Source organism: Flavobacterium sp., assembly GCF_046153165.1.
Classification (GTDB): domain Bacteria; phylum Bacteroidota; class Bacteroidia; order Flavobacteriales; family Flavobacteriaceae; genus Flavobacterium.
Map to the genome: position 1 here is coordinate 1 of NZ_JBJXEN010000007.1, position 21316 is coordinate 21316.

At 31.8% G+C, this 21316-nt stretch carries 23 protein-coding genes; 12 read left to right on the top strand and 11 right to left on the bottom strand.

The features are described 5' to 3' along the window. Positions 1–47 precede the first annotated feature (47 nt). Positions 48–926 carry a PPK2 family polyphosphate kinase gene (locus ACKVOV_RS01075; protein ID WP_409204927.1) on the bottom strand — a complete coding sequence of 293 codons (879 nt, stop codon included), beginning with the start codon at positions 924–926 and terminating at the stop codon, positions 48–50. A 122-nt stretch (positions 927–1048) separates the two neighbouring features. Here ACKVOV_RS01075 and ACKVOV_RS01080 point away from each other — a divergent pair, with 122 nt between their 5' ends. The 8 genes from ACKVOV_RS01080 (at position 1049) to ACKVOV_RS01115 (ending at position 7936) form a co-directional block, all read left to right on the top strand. Next, the gene (locus ACKVOV_RS01080) at positions 1049–1861 is read left to right on the top strand and encodes a DUF6929 family protein (protein ID WP_409204928.1); all 813 of its coding nucleotides are present in this window, start codon (positions 1049–1051) and stop codon (positions 1859–1861) included. Beyond that, a complete protein-coding gene (locus ACKVOV_RS01085) occupies positions 1858–2445 on the top strand; it encodes a phospholipid scramblase-related protein (protein WP_409204929.1) in 588 nt (195 codons plus the stop codon). Before ACKVOV_RS01080 ends, ACKVOV_RS01085 begins: the two co-directional genes overlap by 4 nt. Positions 2446–2529: 84 nt before the next feature. Continuing rightward, positions 2530–2901 (top strand): hypothetical protein, encoded by a 372-nt coding sequence (locus ACKVOV_RS01090; RefSeq protein WP_409204930.1) that lies wholly within the window; start codon positions 2530–2532, stop codon positions 2899–2901. A 222-nt stretch (positions 2902–3123) separates the two neighbouring features. Further along, positions 3124–3660, top strand: a complete 537-nt coding sequence (locus tag ACKVOV_RS01095) for a GNAT family N-acetyltransferase (protein ID WP_409204931.1) — start codon at positions 3124–3126, stop codon at positions 3658–3660. 411 nt (positions 3661–4071) lie between these two features. After that, a complete protein-coding gene (locus ACKVOV_RS01100; protein WP_395059533.1) occupies positions 4072–4572 on the top strand; it encodes an RNA polymerase sigma factor in 501 nt (166 codons plus the stop codon). A gap of 2 nt (positions 4573–4574) precedes the next feature. Beyond that, positions 4575–5513 carry a hypothetical protein gene (locus ACKVOV_RS01105; RefSeq protein WP_409204932.1) on the top strand — a complete coding sequence of 313 codons (939 nt, stop codon included), beginning with the start codon at positions 4575–4577 and terminating at the stop codon, positions 5511–5513. 37 nt (positions 5514–5550) lie between these two features. Beyond that, positions 5551–5952, top strand: coding sequence for a hypothetical protein (locus ACKVOV_RS01110; protein ID WP_409204933.1), 402 nt, complete (start codon positions 5551–5553; stop codon positions 5950–5952). A 4-nt stretch (positions 5953–5956) separates the two neighbouring features. After that, entirely contained in the window at positions 5957–7936 is a 1980-nt protein-coding gene (locus tag ACKVOV_RS01115; RefSeq protein ID WP_409204934.1) for a YfbK domain-containing protein, read from the top strand. 79 nt (positions 7937–8015) lie between these two features. On the opposite strand, the gene ACKVOV_RS01120 is transcribed toward ACKVOV_RS01115, so the two are convergent. After that, a complete protein-coding gene (locus tag ACKVOV_RS01120) occupies positions 8016–9650 on the bottom strand; it encodes an ABC-F family ATP-binding cassette domain-containing protein (RefSeq protein ID WP_409204935.1) in 1635 nt (544 codons plus the stop codon). A gap of 133 nt (positions 9651–9783) precedes the next feature. Here ACKVOV_RS01120 and ACKVOV_RS01125 point away from each other — a divergent pair, with 133 nt between their 5' ends. Further along, positions 9784–10269 carry a YqiA/YcfP family alpha/beta fold hydrolase gene (locus ACKVOV_RS01125; protein ID WP_409204936.1) on the top strand — a complete coding sequence of 162 codons (486 nt, stop codon included), beginning with the start codon at positions 9784–9786 and terminating at the stop codon, positions 10267–10269. 301 nt (positions 10270–10570) lie between these two features. On the opposite strand, the gene ACKVOV_RS01130 is transcribed toward ACKVOV_RS01125, so the two are convergent. The 9 genes from ACKVOV_RS01130 to ACKVOV_RS01170 all read right to left on the bottom strand — a co-directional run bounded on the left by ACKVOV_RS01130 (position 10571) and on the right by ACKVOV_RS01170 (position 18514). Next, the gene (locus ACKVOV_RS01130; RefSeq protein WP_409204937.1) at positions 10571–10789 is read right to left on the bottom strand and encodes a putative signal transducing protein; all 219 of its coding nucleotides are present in this window, start codon (positions 10787–10789) and stop codon (positions 10571–10573) included. Between the two features lie 18 nt (positions 10790–10807). Then, positions 10808–11467, bottom strand: coding sequence for a DEAD/DEAH box helicase (locus tag ACKVOV_RS01135; RefSeq protein ID WP_409204938.1), 660 nt, complete (start codon positions 11465–11467; stop codon positions 10808–10810). 43 nt (positions 11468–11510) lie between these two features. Continuing rightward, positions 11511–12674, bottom strand: coding sequence for a sigma-54-dependent transcriptional regulator (locus ACKVOV_RS01140; RefSeq protein ID WP_409204939.1), 1164 nt, complete (start codon positions 12672–12674; stop codon positions 11511–11513). Between the two features lie 77 nt (positions 12675–12751). After that, entirely contained in the window at positions 12752–14056 is a 1305-nt protein-coding gene (locus ACKVOV_RS01145; RefSeq protein WP_409204940.1) for an ABC transporter permease, read from the bottom strand. Further along, complete coding sequence (locus ACKVOV_RS01150) at positions 14056–14979, bottom strand: ABC transporter ATP-binding protein (RefSeq protein ID WP_409204941.1); 924 nt, start codon at positions 14977–14979, stop codon at positions 14056–14058. Before ACKVOV_RS01150 ends, ACKVOV_RS01145 begins: the two co-directional genes overlap by 1 nt. A gap of 160 nt (positions 14980–15139) precedes the next feature. Then, complete coding sequence (gene dnaJ, locus ACKVOV_RS01155; RefSeq protein ID WP_409204942.1) at positions 15140–16258, bottom strand: molecular chaperone DnaJ; 1119 nt, start codon at positions 16256–16258, stop codon at positions 15140–15142. A 45-nt stretch (positions 16259–16303) separates the two neighbouring features. Further along, complete coding sequence (locus tag ACKVOV_RS01160; RefSeq protein ID WP_409204943.1) at positions 16304–16876, bottom strand: nucleotide exchange factor GrpE; 573 nt, start codon at positions 16874–16876, stop codon at positions 16304–16306. 195 nt (positions 16877–17071) lie between these two features. Continuing rightward, complete coding sequence (locus tag ACKVOV_RS01165; RefSeq protein WP_409204944.1) at positions 17072–17980, bottom strand: TIGR01777 family oxidoreductase; 909 nt, start codon at positions 17978–17980, stop codon at positions 17072–17074. Between the two features lie 81 nt (positions 17981–18061). After that, a complete protein-coding gene (locus ACKVOV_RS01170) occupies positions 18062–18514 on the bottom strand; it encodes a DUF4442 domain-containing protein (RefSeq protein ID WP_409204945.1) in 453 nt (150 codons plus the stop codon). Positions 18515–18699: 185 nt separating this feature from the next. Here ACKVOV_RS01170 and ACKVOV_RS01175 point away from each other — a divergent pair, with 185 nt between their 5' ends. The 3 genes from ACKVOV_RS01175 to ACKVOV_RS01185 all read left to right on the top strand — a co-directional run bounded on the left by ACKVOV_RS01175 (position 18700) and on the right by ACKVOV_RS01185 (position 21316). Beyond that, positions 18700–19164 carry a DUF4870 domain-containing protein gene (locus ACKVOV_RS01175; RefSeq protein WP_409204946.1) on the top strand — a complete coding sequence of 155 codons (465 nt, stop codon included), beginning with the start codon at positions 18700–18702 and terminating at the stop codon, positions 19162–19164. An 86-nt stretch (positions 19165–19250) separates the two neighbouring features. Next, positions 19251–19580, top strand: coding sequence for a PadR family transcriptional regulator (locus ACKVOV_RS01180; protein WP_409204947.1), 330 nt, complete (start codon positions 19251–19253; stop codon positions 19578–19580). A gap of 5 nt (positions 19581–19585) precedes the next feature. Next, positions 19586–21316 (top strand): PspC domain-containing protein, encoded by a 1731-nt coding sequence (locus ACKVOV_RS01185; RefSeq protein ID WP_409204948.1) that lies wholly within the window; start codon positions 19586–19588, stop codon positions 21314–21316.

Sequence of the window (21316 nt, forward strand, 5' to 3'; positions counted from 1 at the left end):
TCAAATAAAATATTTTAAAAAATGCACTGAGATTCAGTGCATTTTTTTTATTCTTTTTCTAACTGTTCTCTGTACAACTTCATATTCTCTTTCACTTTATCATCTAATTCAGGTTCTTTAATATCAGTGAGTTTTTGCATTTCTTCCCAAATTATTTTTGCCACAATATACCTTGCCATTTCTTTGTCATCAGCTGGAATTATATACCATGGAGCGTGATTAGTAGAAGTGTTGTTAATAGCATCTTCATAACAAGACATGTAGTTATCCCAAAGTTCTCGCTCTTTTAAATCGCCAATAGAAAACTTCCAATTGTCCACATGATTATCTAATCGATGCAACAATCTTTTTCGCTGCTCCTCTTTACTCATGTTCAAAAAGAATTTCATCACAATAGTACCGTTCTGAACAATATGTTTTTCGAAATTATTAATCTGCTCAAAACGATTTTTCCAAAACTCAGGTGTTATATTTGAAACGTTGTCTATTCCTGGCAAATTCTCATACATAATATATTCAGGATGCACACGAGTAACCAAAACATTCTCATAATGTGTTCTATTAAAAACGGCAAACTTTCCTTTTTCTGGCAGCGCTAAGTAGTGACGCCATAAATAATCATGTTCCAATTCGGTCGAATTAGGAGTCTTAAAACTGTGAACCACTACCCCACGAGCATTAAATTCCTTAAAAACCTCTCGAATCAAACTGTCTTTGCCAGAAGTATCCATGCCTTGCAAACAAATTAAAACACTATATCTGTTGTGTGCATACATAACATCTTGGAAAGAGCTCAACTTGCTACTCACTTTGTCCAGCTTTTCTTCTTTTTCATCATCATCGGCATCAATTTTTAGCTCGGTCGGAATTTTAGACAACGCAATTTTGTCCGTTACTTTAAAATCATCTGGATTTATCGATTTCATATTCTTTGTTTTATATTTGTTTTTTTAAGAGCTATTTCCTGCTGTACACTCTATCTTTCTCTGGCTAAAGAAGCCAGAAAAAGGATGCCGTTTCCATCAGGGCTAAACTTATCAGCTAATTTATGCAAAAATTTCAACTTTCGGAGTACTTAAAAATTTCAGGCATTGGTTCTGCCTCAGGAATCGTATTTACAAACCACTCATTATACTTTATTAGTGATAACGCAGGATTTTTATATCAGTACAATTTAGTATCCGATAAATTGATAAAACATCAATTAATAGAAAATCCATCCGAAAATATCCTTAAAATTAATAAACCAGATTTCGAATCTATTACATTAAAAGAGAATGAACTCCATATTTTCGGTTCAGGATCAACCCAAAACCGAAATAAAAGTATCATTTTCAATATCGAAACTCAGAAAATTCAAGAAAATGATTTTTCTGAAACATATCAAAATATAAAAAACACCATTCAAATTTCGGATGAAGAATTAAACATTGAAGGTGCTTTATTTTACAAGGGAAAATTATATTTATTTCAACGGGGAAATGGCACAAATGCTAAAAACGGAATTATTATAATTGATGATAATGTCCATTTTCAACACATACCATTACCCAAAATTAAACACGTAGAAACCTCATTTACCGATGCCATTTTAGTCGATAATAAAATTTACTTCCTAGCTGCTGCCGAAGACACACTTTCTACTTACGATGACGGGGAAGTTTTAGGAAGTATACTAGGTTGTATTGATGTGGAAACTTTTAAAATCGATTTTACAACCCAAATTTCAAATACTCATAAATTTGAAGGATTAACTTTATTCGAAAATTCCGAATCTCATTTAGAATTCTTACTTTGCGAGGACAATGACACCGAAAAATTAGAAACAAAAATTTATAAACTAATCATATCTAAAAAATGAATCCATTATTAAACCAAAATCTTTACTTGATTAAAGAAAAAGTAGGAATGTTTAAAGCCTCAAACAGTTATGACATTTTCGATCCCAATTCTAACAAGCATTTAATGACGAGTAAAGAACCTAATTTAGGGACTTTTACTAAAATTTTTCGCTTTACAAAATACAAAAAGCATACACCGTTTAACGTTCTTGTAACTACAACCGAAGGCAAACCAATCCTAAACATGAAACGTGGCGTGGCCATTTTTCGCTCAGATATTGAAGTTTTCGACGAAAGAGCGCAACTTATAGGTTATTTTAAACAAAAATTCTGGTCTTTTGGTGGCAAGTTCGAAATTGTAGACAAACACCAAAAACCAGTTTGTACCTTACAAGGAAAATGGACGGGTTGGGATTTTAAATTTAATAAAGACGGTAAAGAACTTGGTGCTGTGAGCAAAAAATGGGCAGGAATTGGCAAAGAATTTTTTACCAGCGCCGATAATTATGTACTTTCTATAAACGAAATTGTACCACAAGATTCTGTCGAAAGACAACTTATTTTTGCCGCTGTGATGGTGATTGATATGGTTTTGAAGGAGTAAGAATAAAAAATAATTATAGACAACAAAATAATAGTTAGTTGATATTAGTACTCGAGAAACAATGAATAACAAAATTAAAATTGCATGAAAAAAATTATTACAATGTTATTTTTTCTGATAGTAAGTATGACTTTGAGCGCTCAAAGCGCAGGAAATTTAGAAGGAAAATGGATTTTTAAGAAAGCTTTAAATAAAAAAGTTGATGATCTAGGCAGACAAACCTTAAAAGCAGATATAATTGACAAAATGACTTTTGAGTTTAAAAATAATAGCGAATTTATTGCTTTTGCATTTGGCCAAAATATGAACGGAAAATGGTCATTTAATGAAAAAACAAAATCGATTACTTTAATTACTTCGGAGAAAGAAAAGTTTAACCTTCTAGTTCTAAAGCTAACCGAAGCCGAAGTAATATTTAAACTAGGATTGGGACAATTTCTCATGAAAAAAATCTAACACTGCCTAACAGCTACTACAACGGTTTTGGGTAATTGGCTTAATGGAAAGTTGGTTTTTATTTTGGGGGGATCTGGCAAATCAGAGAATAGGGCTTAATTTAGTACCAAACCTCACTAAGCGCTAGAACGATGTGCGTTATTTTGACTGAACAAAACAAAAAAACCAAGACAAAACAAATAAATTCACAATTTCATAAATTGCAAAATAAAGAATCATACAATGAAATATACTTTAGAAGGACAAGAAACAGAAAGATTAAAATTTAGGTTATTAAATATTGAGGATTTTAATGATTGTGTTGAATTATTTAAAGATATTGAAGTTTGTAGATTTTTAGGAGTTGACAAAATTGAAACACCAAATGAAAGATGTAAACTTTGGTTTGAAATGACATTTGAAAGATATAAAAACGATTTAGGCGGACATAATATTTTGTTAGATAAGAAAACAAATAAAATTATTGGACAAAGTGGACTTTTAGTAAGAGAAATTGAAGGAAAACAAGAAATTGAAATTGCCTATTCTATTTTACCAGAATATAGAAAAAAAGGATTTGCAACCGAATCAACTGAAAAATGTAAAAATTTTGCATTTGATAATAATTATTCAGAAAGCCTAATTTCAATAATTCATACTGAAAATATTAATTCTGAAAAAATCGCAAAAAAGAACGGAATGCGAAAAGATAAAAACATTCATTTTAAAGGAATGTCGGTAAATATTTATAGAATTAATTTTAGTGAGTGGAAAAAATAAAAAAACGAACACACAACACAGCTTCTACATTATTGCAATTTTTGAGCTTAATTTAAAGTTTATTTTGTGTCTTTGAAGTCAGTGCTTAACCGAAAGTTTAACTTCCTTAATTCGCCACTTCTACAAACTGCAAAACATGTCATCAGGAAAAAGCCAATAGTTAAAACTCATTTAACTATTGGCTTTTTTGTACCTAATTGCGTTAGGGATTGTAGTGGAAATCCTTTTTTGAGGTTTTTCCCGAAAAAAAAATTGCAACGAAAAGCCCGACCCTTGTGGTAACGCCTAAATTATTTTACTACTAAATAAAAAATATTTTACCTTCGTCCCAACCTTTTTATAAAAAATAGCCTCTTTAGTATAAAGACATTCATTGTGATAAACGAAAACCTAATATTAGCCTGCAAAAAAATGCACCGAGACGCACAACGTGAGGTGTATGAGCTTATGGCTCCAAAATTGTATCGCACTTGCAAGCGTTACCTAAAGAAAGAGGAAGAAATAGAAGAAGTGTTGGCCGATGCTTTTTATACTATTTTCACAAAAATAGACACATTAAAAGAGCTTGGTGCTTTTGAAGCTTGGGCTCGGAAAATTGCAGTAAATAACTGTCTTCATCAGCTGAAACGCAATGTGAATTTCAATATATATTTGGAGGACACGAAGCTTCAGTTACAACCTGAGAGTTTACCAAACACACATTTGGAAGAAGAAGATTTACTCAAATTGTTAGATTATATTCCTGCTGGCTGCAAAACAATTTTCAATTTATTTGCTATTGAAGGCTACAGTCACAAGGAAATAGCAACTATGCTGAACATTTCTGAAGGCACATCGAAATCACAATTGAATGTAGCAAAAACAAAGTTGAAAGATTTAGTAAACAATTTGTATTACAAACAAGCAAAGTAAAAATGGAAAATCAAGATAAAATATTCGAACAATTTAAAAATGCTGCCGAGAAAGCAGAAACCAAAGACTTTCCCGAAATGGAGAAAATTTGGTCACGAGTTGATGCAAAACTCGATACGGTTGTTTACAAAAAACAAAATAACAATTGGAAGAAACTAGCTGTGGCAGCTTCGCTAGTTTTAGTGGGAATTATAGTATTTCAGTTCTTGAAAACTGAGGATAAAATAATAATTCCTGAAAATGAAATTGTAGTTTCAGATTCAAAAAAGGAAGTTTTGTCTGATACAATTACTGAAGAAAATGCGATTGTAAGTACCGAAGAAAACAATAGCATTATTAAAGCCGATGCCGAAAAAATACTTAAAAAACAAATTGAAGCAGAATCTAAAGTGGCTGTTTTAGCCGAAAAAGATGCCGAACCAGCGATGACTAAGGAACTTGAAGAATCTGTTTCAGTTTCTGATGAGAATGCAAAAAGAGCTTCAAATGTAGCTTCTGCAAACAATTCAGGCTATGTATTGCGAGGTAATGTTTTTGACGCTATTGGTGTGCATCATACATCTCAAGAATCAGGCAAAAAAGAGAGTAGAAAAGCAGATTCTCAAGACACAAAAAATGATCCGCTAGTGGTTATTGATGGTAAACCCATTGCCAATAGTAAAAAATCTGGAGAAAAAACACTTGCAGAAATGGATAACGAAGAACTGGAATCGGTTATTTATTTAAAGGAACCTTTATACATTATAAACGGTGCTTATTATTCGGAAGAATCGCTGTTTGGCAAGAATCCAACAAGTCCTTATACACCATTAGACAAGCAAGAAATTAAAACGATTAAAATCTTGCAAGACGAAAATGCAATCGCTATTTATGGCGAAAAAGGAAAAAAGGGTGTTGTGATTATTACTACTAAAACGGGAAAACCGGTAGCGCCAAAATAGACAAAAATTCAAAAATTTAATCTTTAAAATTACGATTATGAAAAGCTTAAAATCTATTTCATTAGCCATAACTATGCTTATAAGTTTCGTGGCTTTTGGACAAGAAAAAGATTCAATAAAAGCAGAAAAAAAAACTTACAAAGCTTTTCATTGCATGGCAACAATTAAAAAAAGTGAATATCCATTATATGTTATTGATAATCAAATTGTAGATAGAAATTCATTAACACATTTAGATTCTATTAATATTAAAAGTATAAATATACTAAAAGGTATAAAAGCAGAGGCTCTTTATGGGATTGATGGATCAAATGGAGTGATTATTATTAAAACTAAAAATTTAACACGACACGAAATTAGGGAACTTAAAAAACAAGCAAAAATTAAATTACAAATACAAGAATATCAAAAAAATAAAGCTAATAATTTAAAAAACTAAAATCATGAAAACTTTAAAACTTATTTCAGCAAGCATTATGATGCTAATTTCTGTCCTAACTTTCGGACAAGACTCGAGCGTAAGCGAACAGGCAAAGCAAAAAACAATTACAGGAGTTGTAACCGATTCTTCTGGACCAATACCAGGTGTAAATGTTGTAGTAAAAGGAACACAACGAGGTGTTACAACAAATTTTGATGGAACGTATAAAATTCAAGCGAAAGTAGGAGAAACATTGGTGTACAGTTTTATGGGAATGAACGATGAGATTAGAGTCGTTGGCACATCAAATGTTATTAATGTGAAGATGCAAGATAATCAGCAACAATTGCAAGAGGTGGTTGTTGTTGGTTATTCATCAGATTATGAATCAGAAGAAAGACCTATTTCATCAAGAAAAGAAAGAAAAAAAGCAGAAAGTAATCAAACTTTATCTGGGAAAGTTTCTGGGCTACAAATCACTAATTCTTCAGTGGCAGTTGGAGCTTCATCAAGGATAGTTTTACGTGGAAGTCGTTCTTTTTCAGAAAAAAAAGACGACCTAAAACAATATTCAAACATTAATAAAACTCCGATTCCAAACGATGAAGATTACAATAGTTTAATAGAAAATGCTTTCGAAAGTCCAAAAACAGCACCACTTTCTACTTTTTCAATTGATGTCGATAATGCTTCTTATACCAACGTTCGCCGATTCATCAACAACGGGCAAACGGTTCCAAAAGATGCTGTTCGAATAGAGGAAATGATGAATTTCTTTAAATACCAATATCCACAACCCAAAGACAATAATCCGTTTTCTATTAATACTGAATACAGCGAATGTCCTTGGAATAGCAAACATAAATTAGTAAAAATTGGTTTGCAAGGCAAAAACATTCCAACTAATGATTTACCCGCTTCCAACTTAGTTTTCTTAATCGATGTTTCGGGTTCGATGAGTGATGCTAACAAATTACCTTTATTAGTGGAATCACTAAAAGTACTAGTAGCGCAACTTCGCAAAGAAGATAAAGTAGCAATTGTCGTGTATGCTGGCGCTGCAGGATTGGTTTTGCCTCCAACTTCTGGAAATGAGAAACAAACTATTATTGACGCATTAGAAAAACTAAATGCTGGCGGAAGCACTGCTGGTGGAGCAGGAATTCAATTGGCTTACAAAACTGCCGAAGAAAATTTTATAAAAGGTGGAAATAATCGTGTCATTCTAGCCACCGATGGCGATTTTAATGTAGGTACTTCTTCCGATGGCGATATGCAAACACTAATAGAAGACAAAAGAAAATCCGGTGTTTTCTTAACTTGTTTGGGTTACGGAATGGGGAATTACAAAGATAGTAAAATGGAAATTCTTGCCGATAAAGGCAACGGAAATTACGCATATATCGATAACATTCAGGAAGCCAATCGTTTTTTGGGTAAAGAATTTAAAGGTTCGATGTTTGCCATTGCTAAAGATGTGAAAATTCAAATTGAATTCAACCCAAAACACGTTCAGAGTTATAGACTAATTGGTTATGAAAACAGAAAATTGCGTCCAGAAGATTTCAAAAATGATGCGATTGATGCAGGAGAATTAGGTAGTAATCACACCGTAACAGCTTTATACGAAATTATTCCAAATGATGTGAAAAGTGATTTTTATAATGAAACTTCCGATTTAAAATATACAAAAGTAGAACCAACAGGAAATAATTTTAACGATGAGCTAGCTACCATAAAATTCCGTTACAAAAAACCTGATGGTGATAAAAGTATCGAAATGGTTCAGATTATTGAGAATAAATCTAGCGTGTTAGAAAACGCTTCTGATGATTTAAAGTTTACTGCATCAGTAGCTTGGTTTGGATTAAAATTGAGAGATTCAAAATTAATATCTAATAAATCATCTGACGAGATTAAAAAATTAGCAAGACTTGGTTTGTCTAATGATACCGATGGTTACAAATCAGAATTTATTAGATTGGTTGAAGCTGTAAAATAAGTTTTTTGGTTAATTTGTTTTATTGAAAAACCCGACGAGAATTAAATCTTGTCGGGTTTTAATTTATATAAAATAATTCTTATTTTTCTATTTCTCTCATGCTATCCATTTTCTTATGGGCTAAGAAACCAGCAATATCTTCAAAATGTTCTTTGACACGTTTGTTACCAAATTCGAAAACTTTGGTTGCCAATCCATCAAGGAAATCACGGTCGTGAGAAACGAGGATTAATGTTCCGTCGAAATCACGTAAAGCTTCTTTAATAATATCTTTGGTTTTCATATCCAAATGGTTTGAAGGCTCATCTAGAATCAATAAGTTTACAGGTTCTAACAATAATTTAATCATTGCCAAACGCGTTTTTTCTCCTCCAGAAAGTACTTTTACTTTTTTGGTAATGTCATCACCTTGAAACATAAAAGCTCCCAAAATATCTTTTATTTTAGTACGAACATCACCAACAGCAATATCATCGATAGTAGAAAATATGGTTCCGTTTTCGTCTAATAAGGACGCTTGATTTTGTGCAAAATAACCAATTTGAGAGTTATGTCCAATTTCGACACTTCCAGAATTGATTTCAATTTCTTTCATTATGGCTTTAATCATGGTCGATTTTCCTTCCCCGTTTTTACCTACAAAAGCTACTTTTTCGCCACGTTCAATAACAATATTGGCATCTTGAAAAATAACTTTATCACCATAGGATTTTGTAATATCTTTTACAACAACAGGATATTGACCAGAACGAATAGCTGGCGGAAATTTAAGTTTTAGAGCAGAAGTATCTACCTCATCAACCTGAACAAGCACTAGCTTTTCGAGCATTTTTACACGAGACTGAACCGCATCAGTTTTAGAAAAAGTTCCTTTAAAACGATCGATAAAAGTCTGATTATCTGCAATCATTCTTTGTTGCTCGTCATACGCTTTTTGTTGATGAATTCTTCGGTCTTTTCTGAGTTCTAAATAATGAGAATATTTGGCTTTATAATCGTAAATTCTTCCCATCGTCACTTCGATAGTACGATTGGTAATATTATCGACAAAGGCTCTATCGTGAGAAATTACCACAACGGCTTTCGCAGAATTTATCAAGAAATCTTCTAACCATTGAATACTCTCGATATCCATGTGATTGGTTGGCTCATCTAGTAGAATTAAATCTGGTTTTTGCAATAAGATTTTTGCTAGTTCGATTCGCATTCTCCAACCACCAGAAAATTCTGAAGTTTGACGCGTAAAATCTTCACGCATAAATCCTAAACCAGTTAGTATTTTTTCTACTTCTGCTTCATAATTTATTTCTTCGATAGCATAAAATTTTTCCGATAAGTCCGAAACTCTTTCGATTAGTTTCATGTAATCGTCACTTTCATAATCTGTACGAATGGTTAATTGCTCATTGATTTCGTCAATTTCGGCTTTCATGGCAAAAACTTCTCCAAATGCTTTTGAAGTTTCTTCCATCACTGTAGCGCCATCAGTAGTGAGCAAATGCTGAGGCAAATAAGCTACAACCGCATCTTTTGGTGCTGACACATTTCCAGTTGATGGTTTTGCTTGACCCGAAATTATCTTTAATAAAGTAGATTTTCCTGCACCATTCTTACCCATTAAGGCAATTTTGTCATTTTCATTGATAGCAAAAGAAACATCGCTAAATAAAGTGGTTCCGCCAAATTGTACGGAAATATCGTTTACTGTAATCATTTTCGGTTATTTATTTAATCGATTTTTTGAAGGTGCAAAGATAGATTAATTAAGGAATTTGACAATTTTAAATATGAATTTGAATTATGAAAAAAAGAATTCAGATATTTGATTTATATCTAAAATAAAAACAATGAACATTCTTTATCTACACGGATTGGACAGTAATTTAAGCGACGAAAAAAAGGTCATTCTGGAACCATTCGGAAATATTATTGCTCCAGATTTAGATTATAGAGCGAATACAAACATGATTGAAACTTTATATAGGGAATATAAAAACCAAAATATAAATTATATTATTGGTAGTAGTATGGGTGGTTTTGCAGGCTTTTATCTTTCTATATTAATGCAAATTCCTGCTTTGTTATTTAATCCAGCATTGCCTTATCGGACTTCGGTTTTACAAAATATTCCTGTTATTAATGACAATCACAATCATTTGTTGCAAATCGTAATTGGAAACCAAGACGATGTAATTTTGGCAAAAGATAACCTTGATTTTATCATGAAATTATTGCCGCTAAAAAATGATTTTAGGTTACATCTTCTTAGTGAATTGGGTCATGGTATTCCTGTGGATATTTTTGAGACTGAAGTAAATTTGTTTTTTAGATAATTAGATTTTTGTGAAGGTGTAAGATAGATTAATTAGGGAATTTGAAAATTTATCGAAACATAATCAACTTTGACTCGAACATAAGTGACTTTGACTCGAATATATTCAACTTTGCGTCAAACATAAGTGAATTTGAGTCGATTGTATTCAACTTTGACTCAAACATAAACAACTTTGACTCAAATATATTCAACTTTGCATCGAACATAAGCGACTTTGAGTCGATTGTATTCAACTTTGATTTGAAAGCATAAAAAAACCACAATTTAAATTGTGGCTTTTTTTATGCTTTTTTAAAAAGTTAGATACTCATTCTAAATTCTTCAATTACTGGATTAGCTTTTCCAAAATCTATCTCTTGAATAAAAACTTCTACTGCTTGATCGGCAGTTCTAAAACCAGCTAATTTAGCCGATTGTATGTTGTTTTTTATAATTGTATTTACGCCAACTGCTTCAATTTTTGATTGTAATGCTTGTGCTAAAATTTCGCTTCCCGAAAATATTTTCATCAATCCCATATCCTATTTTATTTTAAATTAATCTTCGTTTTCGTCTTCTTCCTCATCTTCTTCCTCTTCGTCATCTTCATCCATTTCGAAAAACAAAGGTTCTATCATTATTTTATCGGCAAGCGATTCAACTCTTTCGGTTAAGTCGGTAGTAAAAAAAAGTCTCTGTGTTTTATCTATACTATTTGATAATCTGTGAATAACAGCATCCATACGATTTCTGAAAAGAATATCAGCATCATCTACTACAAACATTTTTATTGTGCTGATATTAAATCCTGCCGAAGCAAACATAGCATTTATCCTATTTGGAGTTCCAATAAGCACGTCTAATCCTAATGAAACAATGTTCTTATCGTAATCGATATCACCTTTGTCATGAACTCCTAAAATACTTAGATCATGGTATTTAGCATATTTCAAGAACATATCTTCCATTTGTAAAACACGTTCTTTGTTTTCGACAATGATTAATGCTCTTGTGCTTTCTCCAACGGATTTTTCCATTCGCTGAATCACATTAATAATTATTGTTGTAGATTTTCCAGAACCTTTTTGTGCAACTATAACTGCATCGGCACCACTTTTAATAGTACTAAATGTTTCTTGTTGCAACTCATTGGCTTCAGTTAAACCGTTTTCGATAAGTGCTTGTTGCAGGTTTTCGTTTATTTTTTTTAGTTTCATTTTAATTGATTCAAAGATCTAATTATTTAAATCTTTTAATTTATTATTTACTTGCGAAGAGCTTTACATCTTCTTCGGAAATTTCATTTCCACCTAAAATAATTAAGCGTTCTACGACATTTCTCAATTCTCGAATATTTCCTGTCCAGTCATATTCCTGTAGTAGTTTTATAGCTTGTTTTGAGAATACTTTTGACACATTTCCTTGTTCTGAGGCTATCTTATCATTAAAATGCTCTATTAATAAAGGAATATCATCACGACGATCATTTAGAGCTGGAACTTTTATCAAAATTACTGCCAAACGATGGTATAAATCCTCACGGAAACGACCTTCGGCTATTTCTTTTTTTAAATCTTTATTGGTTGCCGCTACAACACGAACATTTACTTTTATGTCTTTGTCTGCTCCTACTCTTTGTATCAAACTTTCTTGTAAGGCACGCAATACTTTGGCTTGCGCCGAAAGACTCATATCTCCTATTTCATCTAGAAAAATAGTACCACCATCTGCGGCTTCGAATTTTCCTGCACGGTCTTTTACTGCCGATGTAAAAGCGCCTTTTACATGTCCAAACAATTCACTTTCTATCAATTCAGATGGAATAGCAGCGCAGTTTACTTCTATTATAGGAAAATTAGCTCTTTCACTTTTTTCGTGTAATTGATGTGCTACGAGTTCTTTTCCTGTTCCGTTGGGTCCAGTGATTAAAACTCTAGCTTCGGTTAGTGCTACTTTTTCAATCATGTCTTTGATATGATTGATGGGTTGGCTCTCGCCTATCATTTCGTAGTTTTTAGAAACTTTCTTTTTTAAGATTTTGTTTTCTACGACTAACTTTTTTTTGTCTAAAGCATTACGAACAGTATTTAACAAACGATTTAAATCTGGTGGTTTCGATATATAATCGAAAGCGCCCAATCGCATTGTATTTACGGCAGTTTCTAAATCTCCGTGACCAGAGATCATCACCATTTGTATTTCAGGTTTGATTTTTTTTGCGGCTTCTAGGACTTCGACACCGTCCATTTTTGGCATTTTGATATCACAAAGTACCAAATCATATTCTTCATTTTTTATTTTTTCCAGACCTTGTAAACCGTCTTCGGCTTCGTCGACAATATAAGTATCGCTTTCTTCCGTTAGTATTTTAGTTAATACACGTCGGATTGCAGGTTCGTCTTCGATGATTAGGATTTTGCTCATTTTTTTTAGTTTCAAAGGTGCAAAGTTACAAAGTTTCAAAGGAAAAACTTTGACTCTTTAAAACTTTGCTACTTAAATTAATATTTAAGCCATTTGTATAATTCTTTCCAGGTTGGTTTTTTGCCATACATTAAGATTCCTACTCTATAAATTTTTGAAGCAAACCAGACTACACCTAGAAATGTTGCAAATAATATGGTGATAGATAGTGCTAATTGCCACCATGGCACACCAAACGGAATTCTCATTAGCATAACAATAGGTGATGTGAGCGGAATCATGGAAAACACTGTAGCTACTGTTCCGTGCGGATCGTTGACTACGGTAAAAAATCCGATATAAACACCTAACATAAGTGGCATAATGATTGGCAATAAGAATTGTTGAGAATCGGTTTCTGAATCGACAGCGGCTCCGATAGCTGCATAAAATGAGCTATATAGGAAATAACCACCTATGAAATAGATTACGAAACAAGTAAGTAATGTTCCCAATGGTAAGTTAAAAATTTCTTTAATGTAACTTTGCATGGTAGTTCCTAGTTCATGCTGTACTGCATTTGCCATTGCTGGATCAATACTGGCTTGAGCACCAGTTTGCATACCAAAGAATGCCGAAACTCCAAATAACAAAATAGCTCCTACAATTGCCCAAATGGCAAATTGAAGAATTCCTGCTAATGAATTTCCGATAATTTTTCCCATCATTAACTGATATGGTTTTACCGATGAGATAATGATTTCGATAATTCTAGATGTTTTTTCTTCGATAACACTTCTCATAACGAAATTACCATAAATAATAATAAACATCATGATTAAGTAACCAAATGCGCCACCTATTGCAATCTTCATTTCATTGATCCCTTTTATGGTATCTTCTCCAGAAAATTTAGTTAAATGTATATTGGAATCTACTTTTGCTTTTTCGATTTTATCGTAATCAAAGCCTAACGTAGTTAAGTTGTTTTGGGTTAATTTAGTATCGATTACATCTTCAATTCCCATGATGAATTCCATACTAGGACTTTCATCTGAAATATATTCTACTTTAGTTGATAAATCTTGAATATTAGCTACTTTAGGAACAAAAATAAGTCCTTCATAATTCTTGTTTGCAGTGTCTTTTGCCAGTTTTAATGGCATTCCTGACAAATCGATGTAAACAGTTTGTTTGGTATTTTTGAAATCGGATTTTAAAACTCCAGATTCATCATAAATAGCTATTTTTGTTACTTCATCTTTATTCATACTAGCTAAATAGCCTACGAAAAATGATAACCCTACGATTAATAATGGACTTAGAAAAGTCATTATAATAAATGATTTATTACGAACTTTTGCAATAAATTCTCTTTTTATGATAAGTGATAGTACTCCCATTATTTTTGACTTACAGTTTGAATAAATATATCGTTTACGCTCGGAATGTTTTCTGCAAAATGAGTTACTTGACCTCTATTTGTCAAAATACTTAACAACTCATTTGATGTTGCTGTTCCTAAATCTATCTCTAGTTTCAAGTCATCATTTAGAGATTTGAAATCTGTTTGACCTACTGTAAATTTTTGGGTTAAATCATACATTAAACCTTCTACATTATTTGTCATGATTCCTACTTGGAAAGTATTTTTTCGGTATTGGCGTTTTACATCTTCCAGTTTTCCTTCAATCAATTTGTTCGATTTGTGAATTAAAGCAATATCATCACATAATTCTTCGACACTTTCCATACGATGTGTAGAGAAAATAATAGTAGATCCTTTTTTCTTTAATTCTAAGATTTCGTCTTTTATTAAATTGGCATTTACAGGATCGAAACCTGAAAAGGGTTCGTCAAAAATTAATAATTTAGGTTGATGCAAAACCGTAACTACAAACTGTACTTTTTGCGCCATTCCTTTTGAAAGTTCTTGTATTTTTTTATTCCACCAACCTTCAATTTCGAATTTTTCGAACCAATATTTAAGTTGTTTTTGAGCTTCCGCTTTAGACAATCCTTTTAGCTGTGCGAGATACAAACATTGTTCCCCTACTTTCATAGTTTTATACAAACCACGTTCTTCTGGCATATAACCAATATGTTGTACGTGGTGTGGTGATAATTTTTCGCCATCGAGAATTATCTCACCACTATCTGGCATCGTAATTTGATTGATAATACGGATTAAAGAGGTTTTTCCAGCGCCGTTAGGACCTAAAAGTCCGTAAATACTACCTTTAGGAACTTGTAATGAAACACTATTTAGGGCAGTATAATCACCGTATTGTTTGACTACATTTTTAACTTCAAGAATATTACTCATTGTATAAAATTGATTTATTTAGTCTGTTATGCCTTTTTGGCTTTGTGTTTGTAAATGTAAAGAATTAGTAGAAAAGTGTGACTATTTGTTACAAAAAACCCACCCTAATTTGCACTAGGATGGGAAAAAAAATAAAACAGGTATAAACCTGTTCTATAAATTATGAAAACATATCTTTTACTTTCTCAAAGAATGATTTTTCTGACTTTTCTGGACTTGGAATAAAGTTTTCGTTTGAAATATTATTTTCAAAAAATTGTTTTTGCTCCTTGTTTAAAGTTTTTGGCGTCCAAACATTTACATGAACTAGCAAATCTCCATTACCATAACTATTTATACTTGGAATTCCTTTTCCTTTTAATCGGAGTATTTTTCCTGATTGTATTCCTTCTTCTAATTTGATGCGAACTTTTCCGTTTACTGCTTCAATATCTTTGGATATTCCTAGAACTGCTTCAGCAAAACTAATATATAAATCGTAATGCAAATTTTCGCCTTCACGCTTTAAGAATTCGTGTTCTATTTCTTCGATAGCTACAATAAGATCACCTGGAATTCCATTTCCTGGCGCATCGTTTCCTTTATTAGAGACTTTTAATTGCATTCCATCAACAACACCAGCAGGGATTTTTATAGAAACTGTTTCGTCTTCTAGAATCATTCCTTGTGCATCGGCATTAGCTGGTTTTTTTTCGATAATTTGACCTGAACCTCCACAAGTTGGACAAGTTGAAGCCGATTGCATACGACCCAAAATAGTATTAGTTACACGCATTACTTGGCCTTGACCATTACAAGTAGAACAAGTTTTGTATGAAACTCCTTGCGCCTGAATTTTGCGTTTTACTTTAACTTTTTTCTCGACACCGTTGGCAATTTCTTCTAGCGTTAATTTGACTTTTATTCTCAAATTACTTCCTTTAGTACGACGTTGACCTCCGCCACCGCCACCAAATCCGCCGAAACCACCACCACCGAAAATATCTCCAAATTGACTAAAGATATCGTCCATGTTCATTCCGCCGCCATGAAAACCGCCGCCGCCGCCATTACCTCCTTCGAAGGCTTGGTGTCCGAAACGATCATATTGTGCTTTCTTTTGTGCGTCACTTAATACTTCATATGCTTCGGCAGCTTCTTTAAATTTTTCTTCGGCAGCAGCATCACCAGGATTTTTATCAGGGTGAAATTCGATTGCTTTTTTTCGGTATGCTTTTTTTATTTCGGCTTCAGATGCACTTTTTGTGATGCCTAATATTTCGTAAAAATCTTTTTTCATCTTTATAATTTTACCCTTCAACTAAGCTAAGGGTGACCATTTGATTTAATTTCCAATAACTACTTTAGGAAAACGGATGATTTTATCACCTAATTTATATCCTTTTTCAATTACATCGACTACTTTTCCTTTTAGTTTATCACCAGCTGGAATTTGTGTAATTGCTTCAGCAAAATCAGCATTAAAAGCATCTCCAGTTCTTACTTCCATAACTTCTAACCCTTTAGAAAACAAAGTGTCTTTTAGTTTTGCATGTATAAGTTCTACTCCTTTTATTAGATTCTCATCTTCTGATTTAGAAATTTCAACAATAGCTCTGTCAAAATCATCCATAACTGGCAACATGGCTTGCAAAACTTCTTGATTGGCAGTTTTAAATAAATCTATTCTTTCTTTTGAAGTACGTCTTTTATAATTTTCGAATTCAGCAAAAAGACGCAAAAACTTATCTTTTTCATGAGCTAAATCTTTAGCTAATTGTTCTTCAGCACTTAACTCTTCTACAATTAATTGCTCGCCATTAGCATTTTCTTCTAATGTTATTTCATCTAATTCTTTATCAATTTCAGTATTCTCAGTAGTCATCTTTGATTTATTTTTAAATATATTTTGAAACATTCTTTACACATTGCAAAAGTACTGCCAATTATAAAAAAATGTCAAATTGTCATTAAAAACTTTAATATAATTTTAAGAGAAAACCGTAATTGTTTAGCTAAATTTGAAAATAATAAATTAAAATTACATCTTCTTTCTTACATATAATTATTAATTCACTATACTAAAAAAGTGTTTGCTGTAGCAAACACTTTTTTATTTTTCTAATAGTTGCTTTAAGGCTGAGTTTATCGATTTATATTGGAAGTCGAAACCAGCTGTTATTATTTTTTGGTTGCTTACATTTTGGCTTTCAAAAAGTAAAGTATGCATTTCTCCCAAGACTAATTTCATAATAAACCTAGGAATGTTTGGCATGAAAAAAGGTTTTTCTAAGATTTGCGCTACAGCAGAGTTTAATTCGTAATTAGTAACTGGAGAAGGTGCTACTGCATTATAAACTCCTTGAAGATTATTTTGCAGTGCAAACATAAACATATTTACTAAATCGTGAATATGTATCCAAGATTGCATTTGCTTTCCTGTACCAAATGCAGAACCAATTCCTAAATTTATTGGCTTTAATATTTCGGGAAGTGCACCGCCTTTTGTAGAAAGAACTAATCCTATACGAAGTTTGCACACATTTATATTTAATCTTTCCATTTGATTTACAGATTCTTCCCATTTTACAACCACATTAGAAAGAAATTTGTCGTCAAATTTCGTGAAATCCTCAGTATAATATTTTTTTAAACTATCTGGATAAATACCTATGGCTGATGCTGATATAAATTGTTTTACTTGATGTGGATTGTTTTTTAAAGCATTAAACAACAAATTTGCAGATAATACTCTGCTTTCAATTATTTCTTGTTTGTATTTAGATGTCCATCGTTTTGCAATATTTGCTCCCGCTAAGTGTATAATTGTTTTTACACCTATCAGACAATTTTCGTCGATGACTCCAGATTCTGGACTCCAATAAAAACCATTATAATTAGGTTGATGTTCGATTTTATTTTTGCTGGTTGTGAGATAATTGATTTTTATACCATTTTGCAATAGCAATTCAGTAAGTGCTGTTCCAACAAGACCAGTTGCTCCAGTAATAAGGACTTTCATTATAATTTTTGTATAAAATTAATAAATGATTGTCTTAAGAATTTATTAATTGTATAGAATTTAACTATTGTTGAAATCATTTTACTTTACTCGTATACTCCATTCAAAATCCATTTCAGAAACTTGTTCTCCTTTTTCGTTGGTTCCAATCGATTTCATCCAAAAAGTTTGACCTTCTCCAGTTTCTATAGTTTTTTTTACTGCTTCTTCTATAAGATGCCCATCATTACATGTAAAAGTTATTCTTCCTGTTGCTTTTTTGGTAAAATTTCCTTTGTTATTTGCCACTAACATTGATATGTTTCTTTTGCTTTTCTGAATATGTAGCATCACCATAGCTCCTGTTGCAAGTTCGGCAGCCATAGCTTGCACTGCAAAATACATTGATTTGAAAGGGTTTTGATTTGCCCAACGGTGCTTAACAGTTACCACACATTGCGTTTCGTTTATACTCTTTGCTCTAACACCAGACCAAAAAGCTGATGGCAATTTAAAAAATAAAAACTTATTTAAATTTGATGCTGAAAACTCCATAGTGCTATATTTTTCGCTAATGTACAAAAAAATACTATGTATGCATAATATTTTTAATTGTTAAATAAATGTTAATATTTAGTACTTTGTAATACACAATACCTTTTTTTATCCGTATCTTTGTATAAGAAATTAATAGCTAAAAGAAAGTACTATTCGTTTTATCATCAAAAAAAATCAAAATCATGGAAGCAGTTCTAACATCAAACAAAGAAAAAAATTACGCCTCACTTATTCATTTGAGTGCTATGACAAAATATTTTATTCCTTTTGGAAATTATATTTTACCTATTATATTATGGGGAAGTAAAAAAGATTCGTCAAAATTTATAGACTACAGCGGAAAACAAGTGATGAATTTTCAGTTAAGTATGTTGTTATATTCAATTCTCTTATTAGTCATCTCTATCCCTACTTTATTGTTCTCAATATTTAGTAATGTGAGTTTTAATGAAATTGAGAATGACAATTTTTTAATCGAAAAACTATCAACTGGAAATATTACAGGAATTGTTGTTATTGCTTTAGTTGCTGTTGGATTATTTTGTCTTATGAAAATCGCTGAATTTTTCCTTATCATATATGGAGCTATTAAAACCAGTGAAGGAGAATATTTCAAATATCCGTTGACTATTAATTTTCTAAAATAAGTTTCAATCATCATCAGCCTTTTAAATAGAGGCAAATCAAAAATCAATCAAAAAATGAACAGTTTAATTATTAAAAAAGAAAATCTATGAACATTGAAAACACAAAAGCGCAAATGCGAAAAGGTGTTCTCGAGTTTTGTATCTTATCGGTCTTAAAAGACAAAGAAGCATACACCTCGGAAATTTTAGATACCCTAAAAAACGCAAAGCTACTGGTGGTAGAAGGGACAGTATATCCTTTACTTACAAGACTTAAAAACGACGAGCTACTTAGCTATCGCTGGGAAGAATCTACTTCTGGACCGCCAAGGAAATACTACGGATTAACAGAAGAAGGACAAATATTTTTAAACGAATTAAATAGCACCTGGACAGAATTGTCTGATGCAGTAAACATTATAACTATCCAAAAATAATAGCCATGAACAAAACAGTAAATATGAATTTAGGAGGTTTTTTCTTTCACATAGATGAAGACGCCTATCAGAAATTAAATCGCTATTTTGATGCTATAAAGAAATCTCTTTCTAGCGACGGTCGTGACGAAATCATGAACGATATTGAAAGTAGAATTTCAGAGCTTTTCTCAGAGAAATTAACTAGCGAAAAACAAGTTATAGGTCTAAAAGACGTAGATGATGTTATCACAGTTATGGGGCAACCAGAAGACTACAAAATTGAGGATGACCAACCCAAAGAAACTAATTATAATTACACATCATCAGGATCTAAAAAACTATACCGTGACAAAGAAAACGGAATAATAGGTGGCGTAGCATCTGGGTTGGGACATTATTTTGGTGTAGATCAAGTTTGGATAAGAATTGCACTTATTTTACTTGTTTTTGCAGGATTTGGAACTGGTATAATTGCTTATATTGTATTATGGGCTGTAACTCCTGAAGCTATATCTACTTCAGAAAAATTAGAAATGAGAGGGGAACCTATAAACATTTCAAATATAGAAAAAAAAGTAAGGGAGGAATTTGAGACTGTTTCAGAAAAATTTAAGAATGCCGATTATGGAAAAATGGGAACCCAAGTTAAATATGGTGCAGAAAAAATAGGAAGCTCGCTTGGTGATGTTATTGTTTCTATCCTGAAAGTATTTGCTAAATTTATTGGTGCATTAATCGTTATTATTGCTTCAACAACGTTAATTTCTCTAATTATAAGCTTATTTACTGTTGGCTCTACATCTTTTCTTAGTGTGCCTTGGTTAGACTATTTTAATACTTTTAACTATACAAATACTTCTATGTGGTTTGTTAGTCTATTATTCTTTTTAGCTATCGGAATTCCATTTTTCTTTTTGTTAATTTTAGGATTAAAAATATTAGTTAGCAACTTAAAATCTATTGGAAATATTGGGAAATATACTTTACTAGCTATCTGGATTTTAGCTGTTGGCTTATTAATAACAATAGGGATTCGTCAAGCAACTGAAGTAGCTTTTGACAATAAAGTTGTTACAAAACAACAAATAAACATAAGTCCTAATGATACACTTTTTGTGAAATTTAGATTTAATGATTATTTCACAAAAGACATAAACGATAGAGAAAGTTTTAAATTTGTACAAGATTCTGCAAATCAAAACATGATATATTCGAACAACGTAAGTATAGAAATCATGCCTACTGACGAGAGGTTACCATATATTCAAATAGAAAAAAATGCAAACGGAAAATCTTTTAATGAAGCTAAAGTACGTGCAGAAAAAATTACATACAACTTAAAAATTACTGGAAACCAACTTGTTTTAGACAATTATTTTCTAACCGATGTGAAAAATAAGTATAGAGGTCAAGAAGTGAAATTATTTTTATACTTACCTAAAGGAACCTATCTAAAACCAGATAGTTCATTAAGACATTATGAAGAAACTGATGGTGATTACTTTTATTGGAACCCAGATTCTGATAAAGATGTATATAAAGTGGAAGAAAATAAAGTAAAATGCATAAACTGTCCTGTTAATGATAATGAAGATTGGGACAGTGATAATGAAGATAATATCAATATTCATAATCCAAACGTAACCATCAATGAAGACGGAATTTCTATAAAAAATGATACAACAATATCTAATTCTAAAGATTTTAAAGAACTAAAAATTAACAAAGACGGAATAATAATTAAAACCAAATAA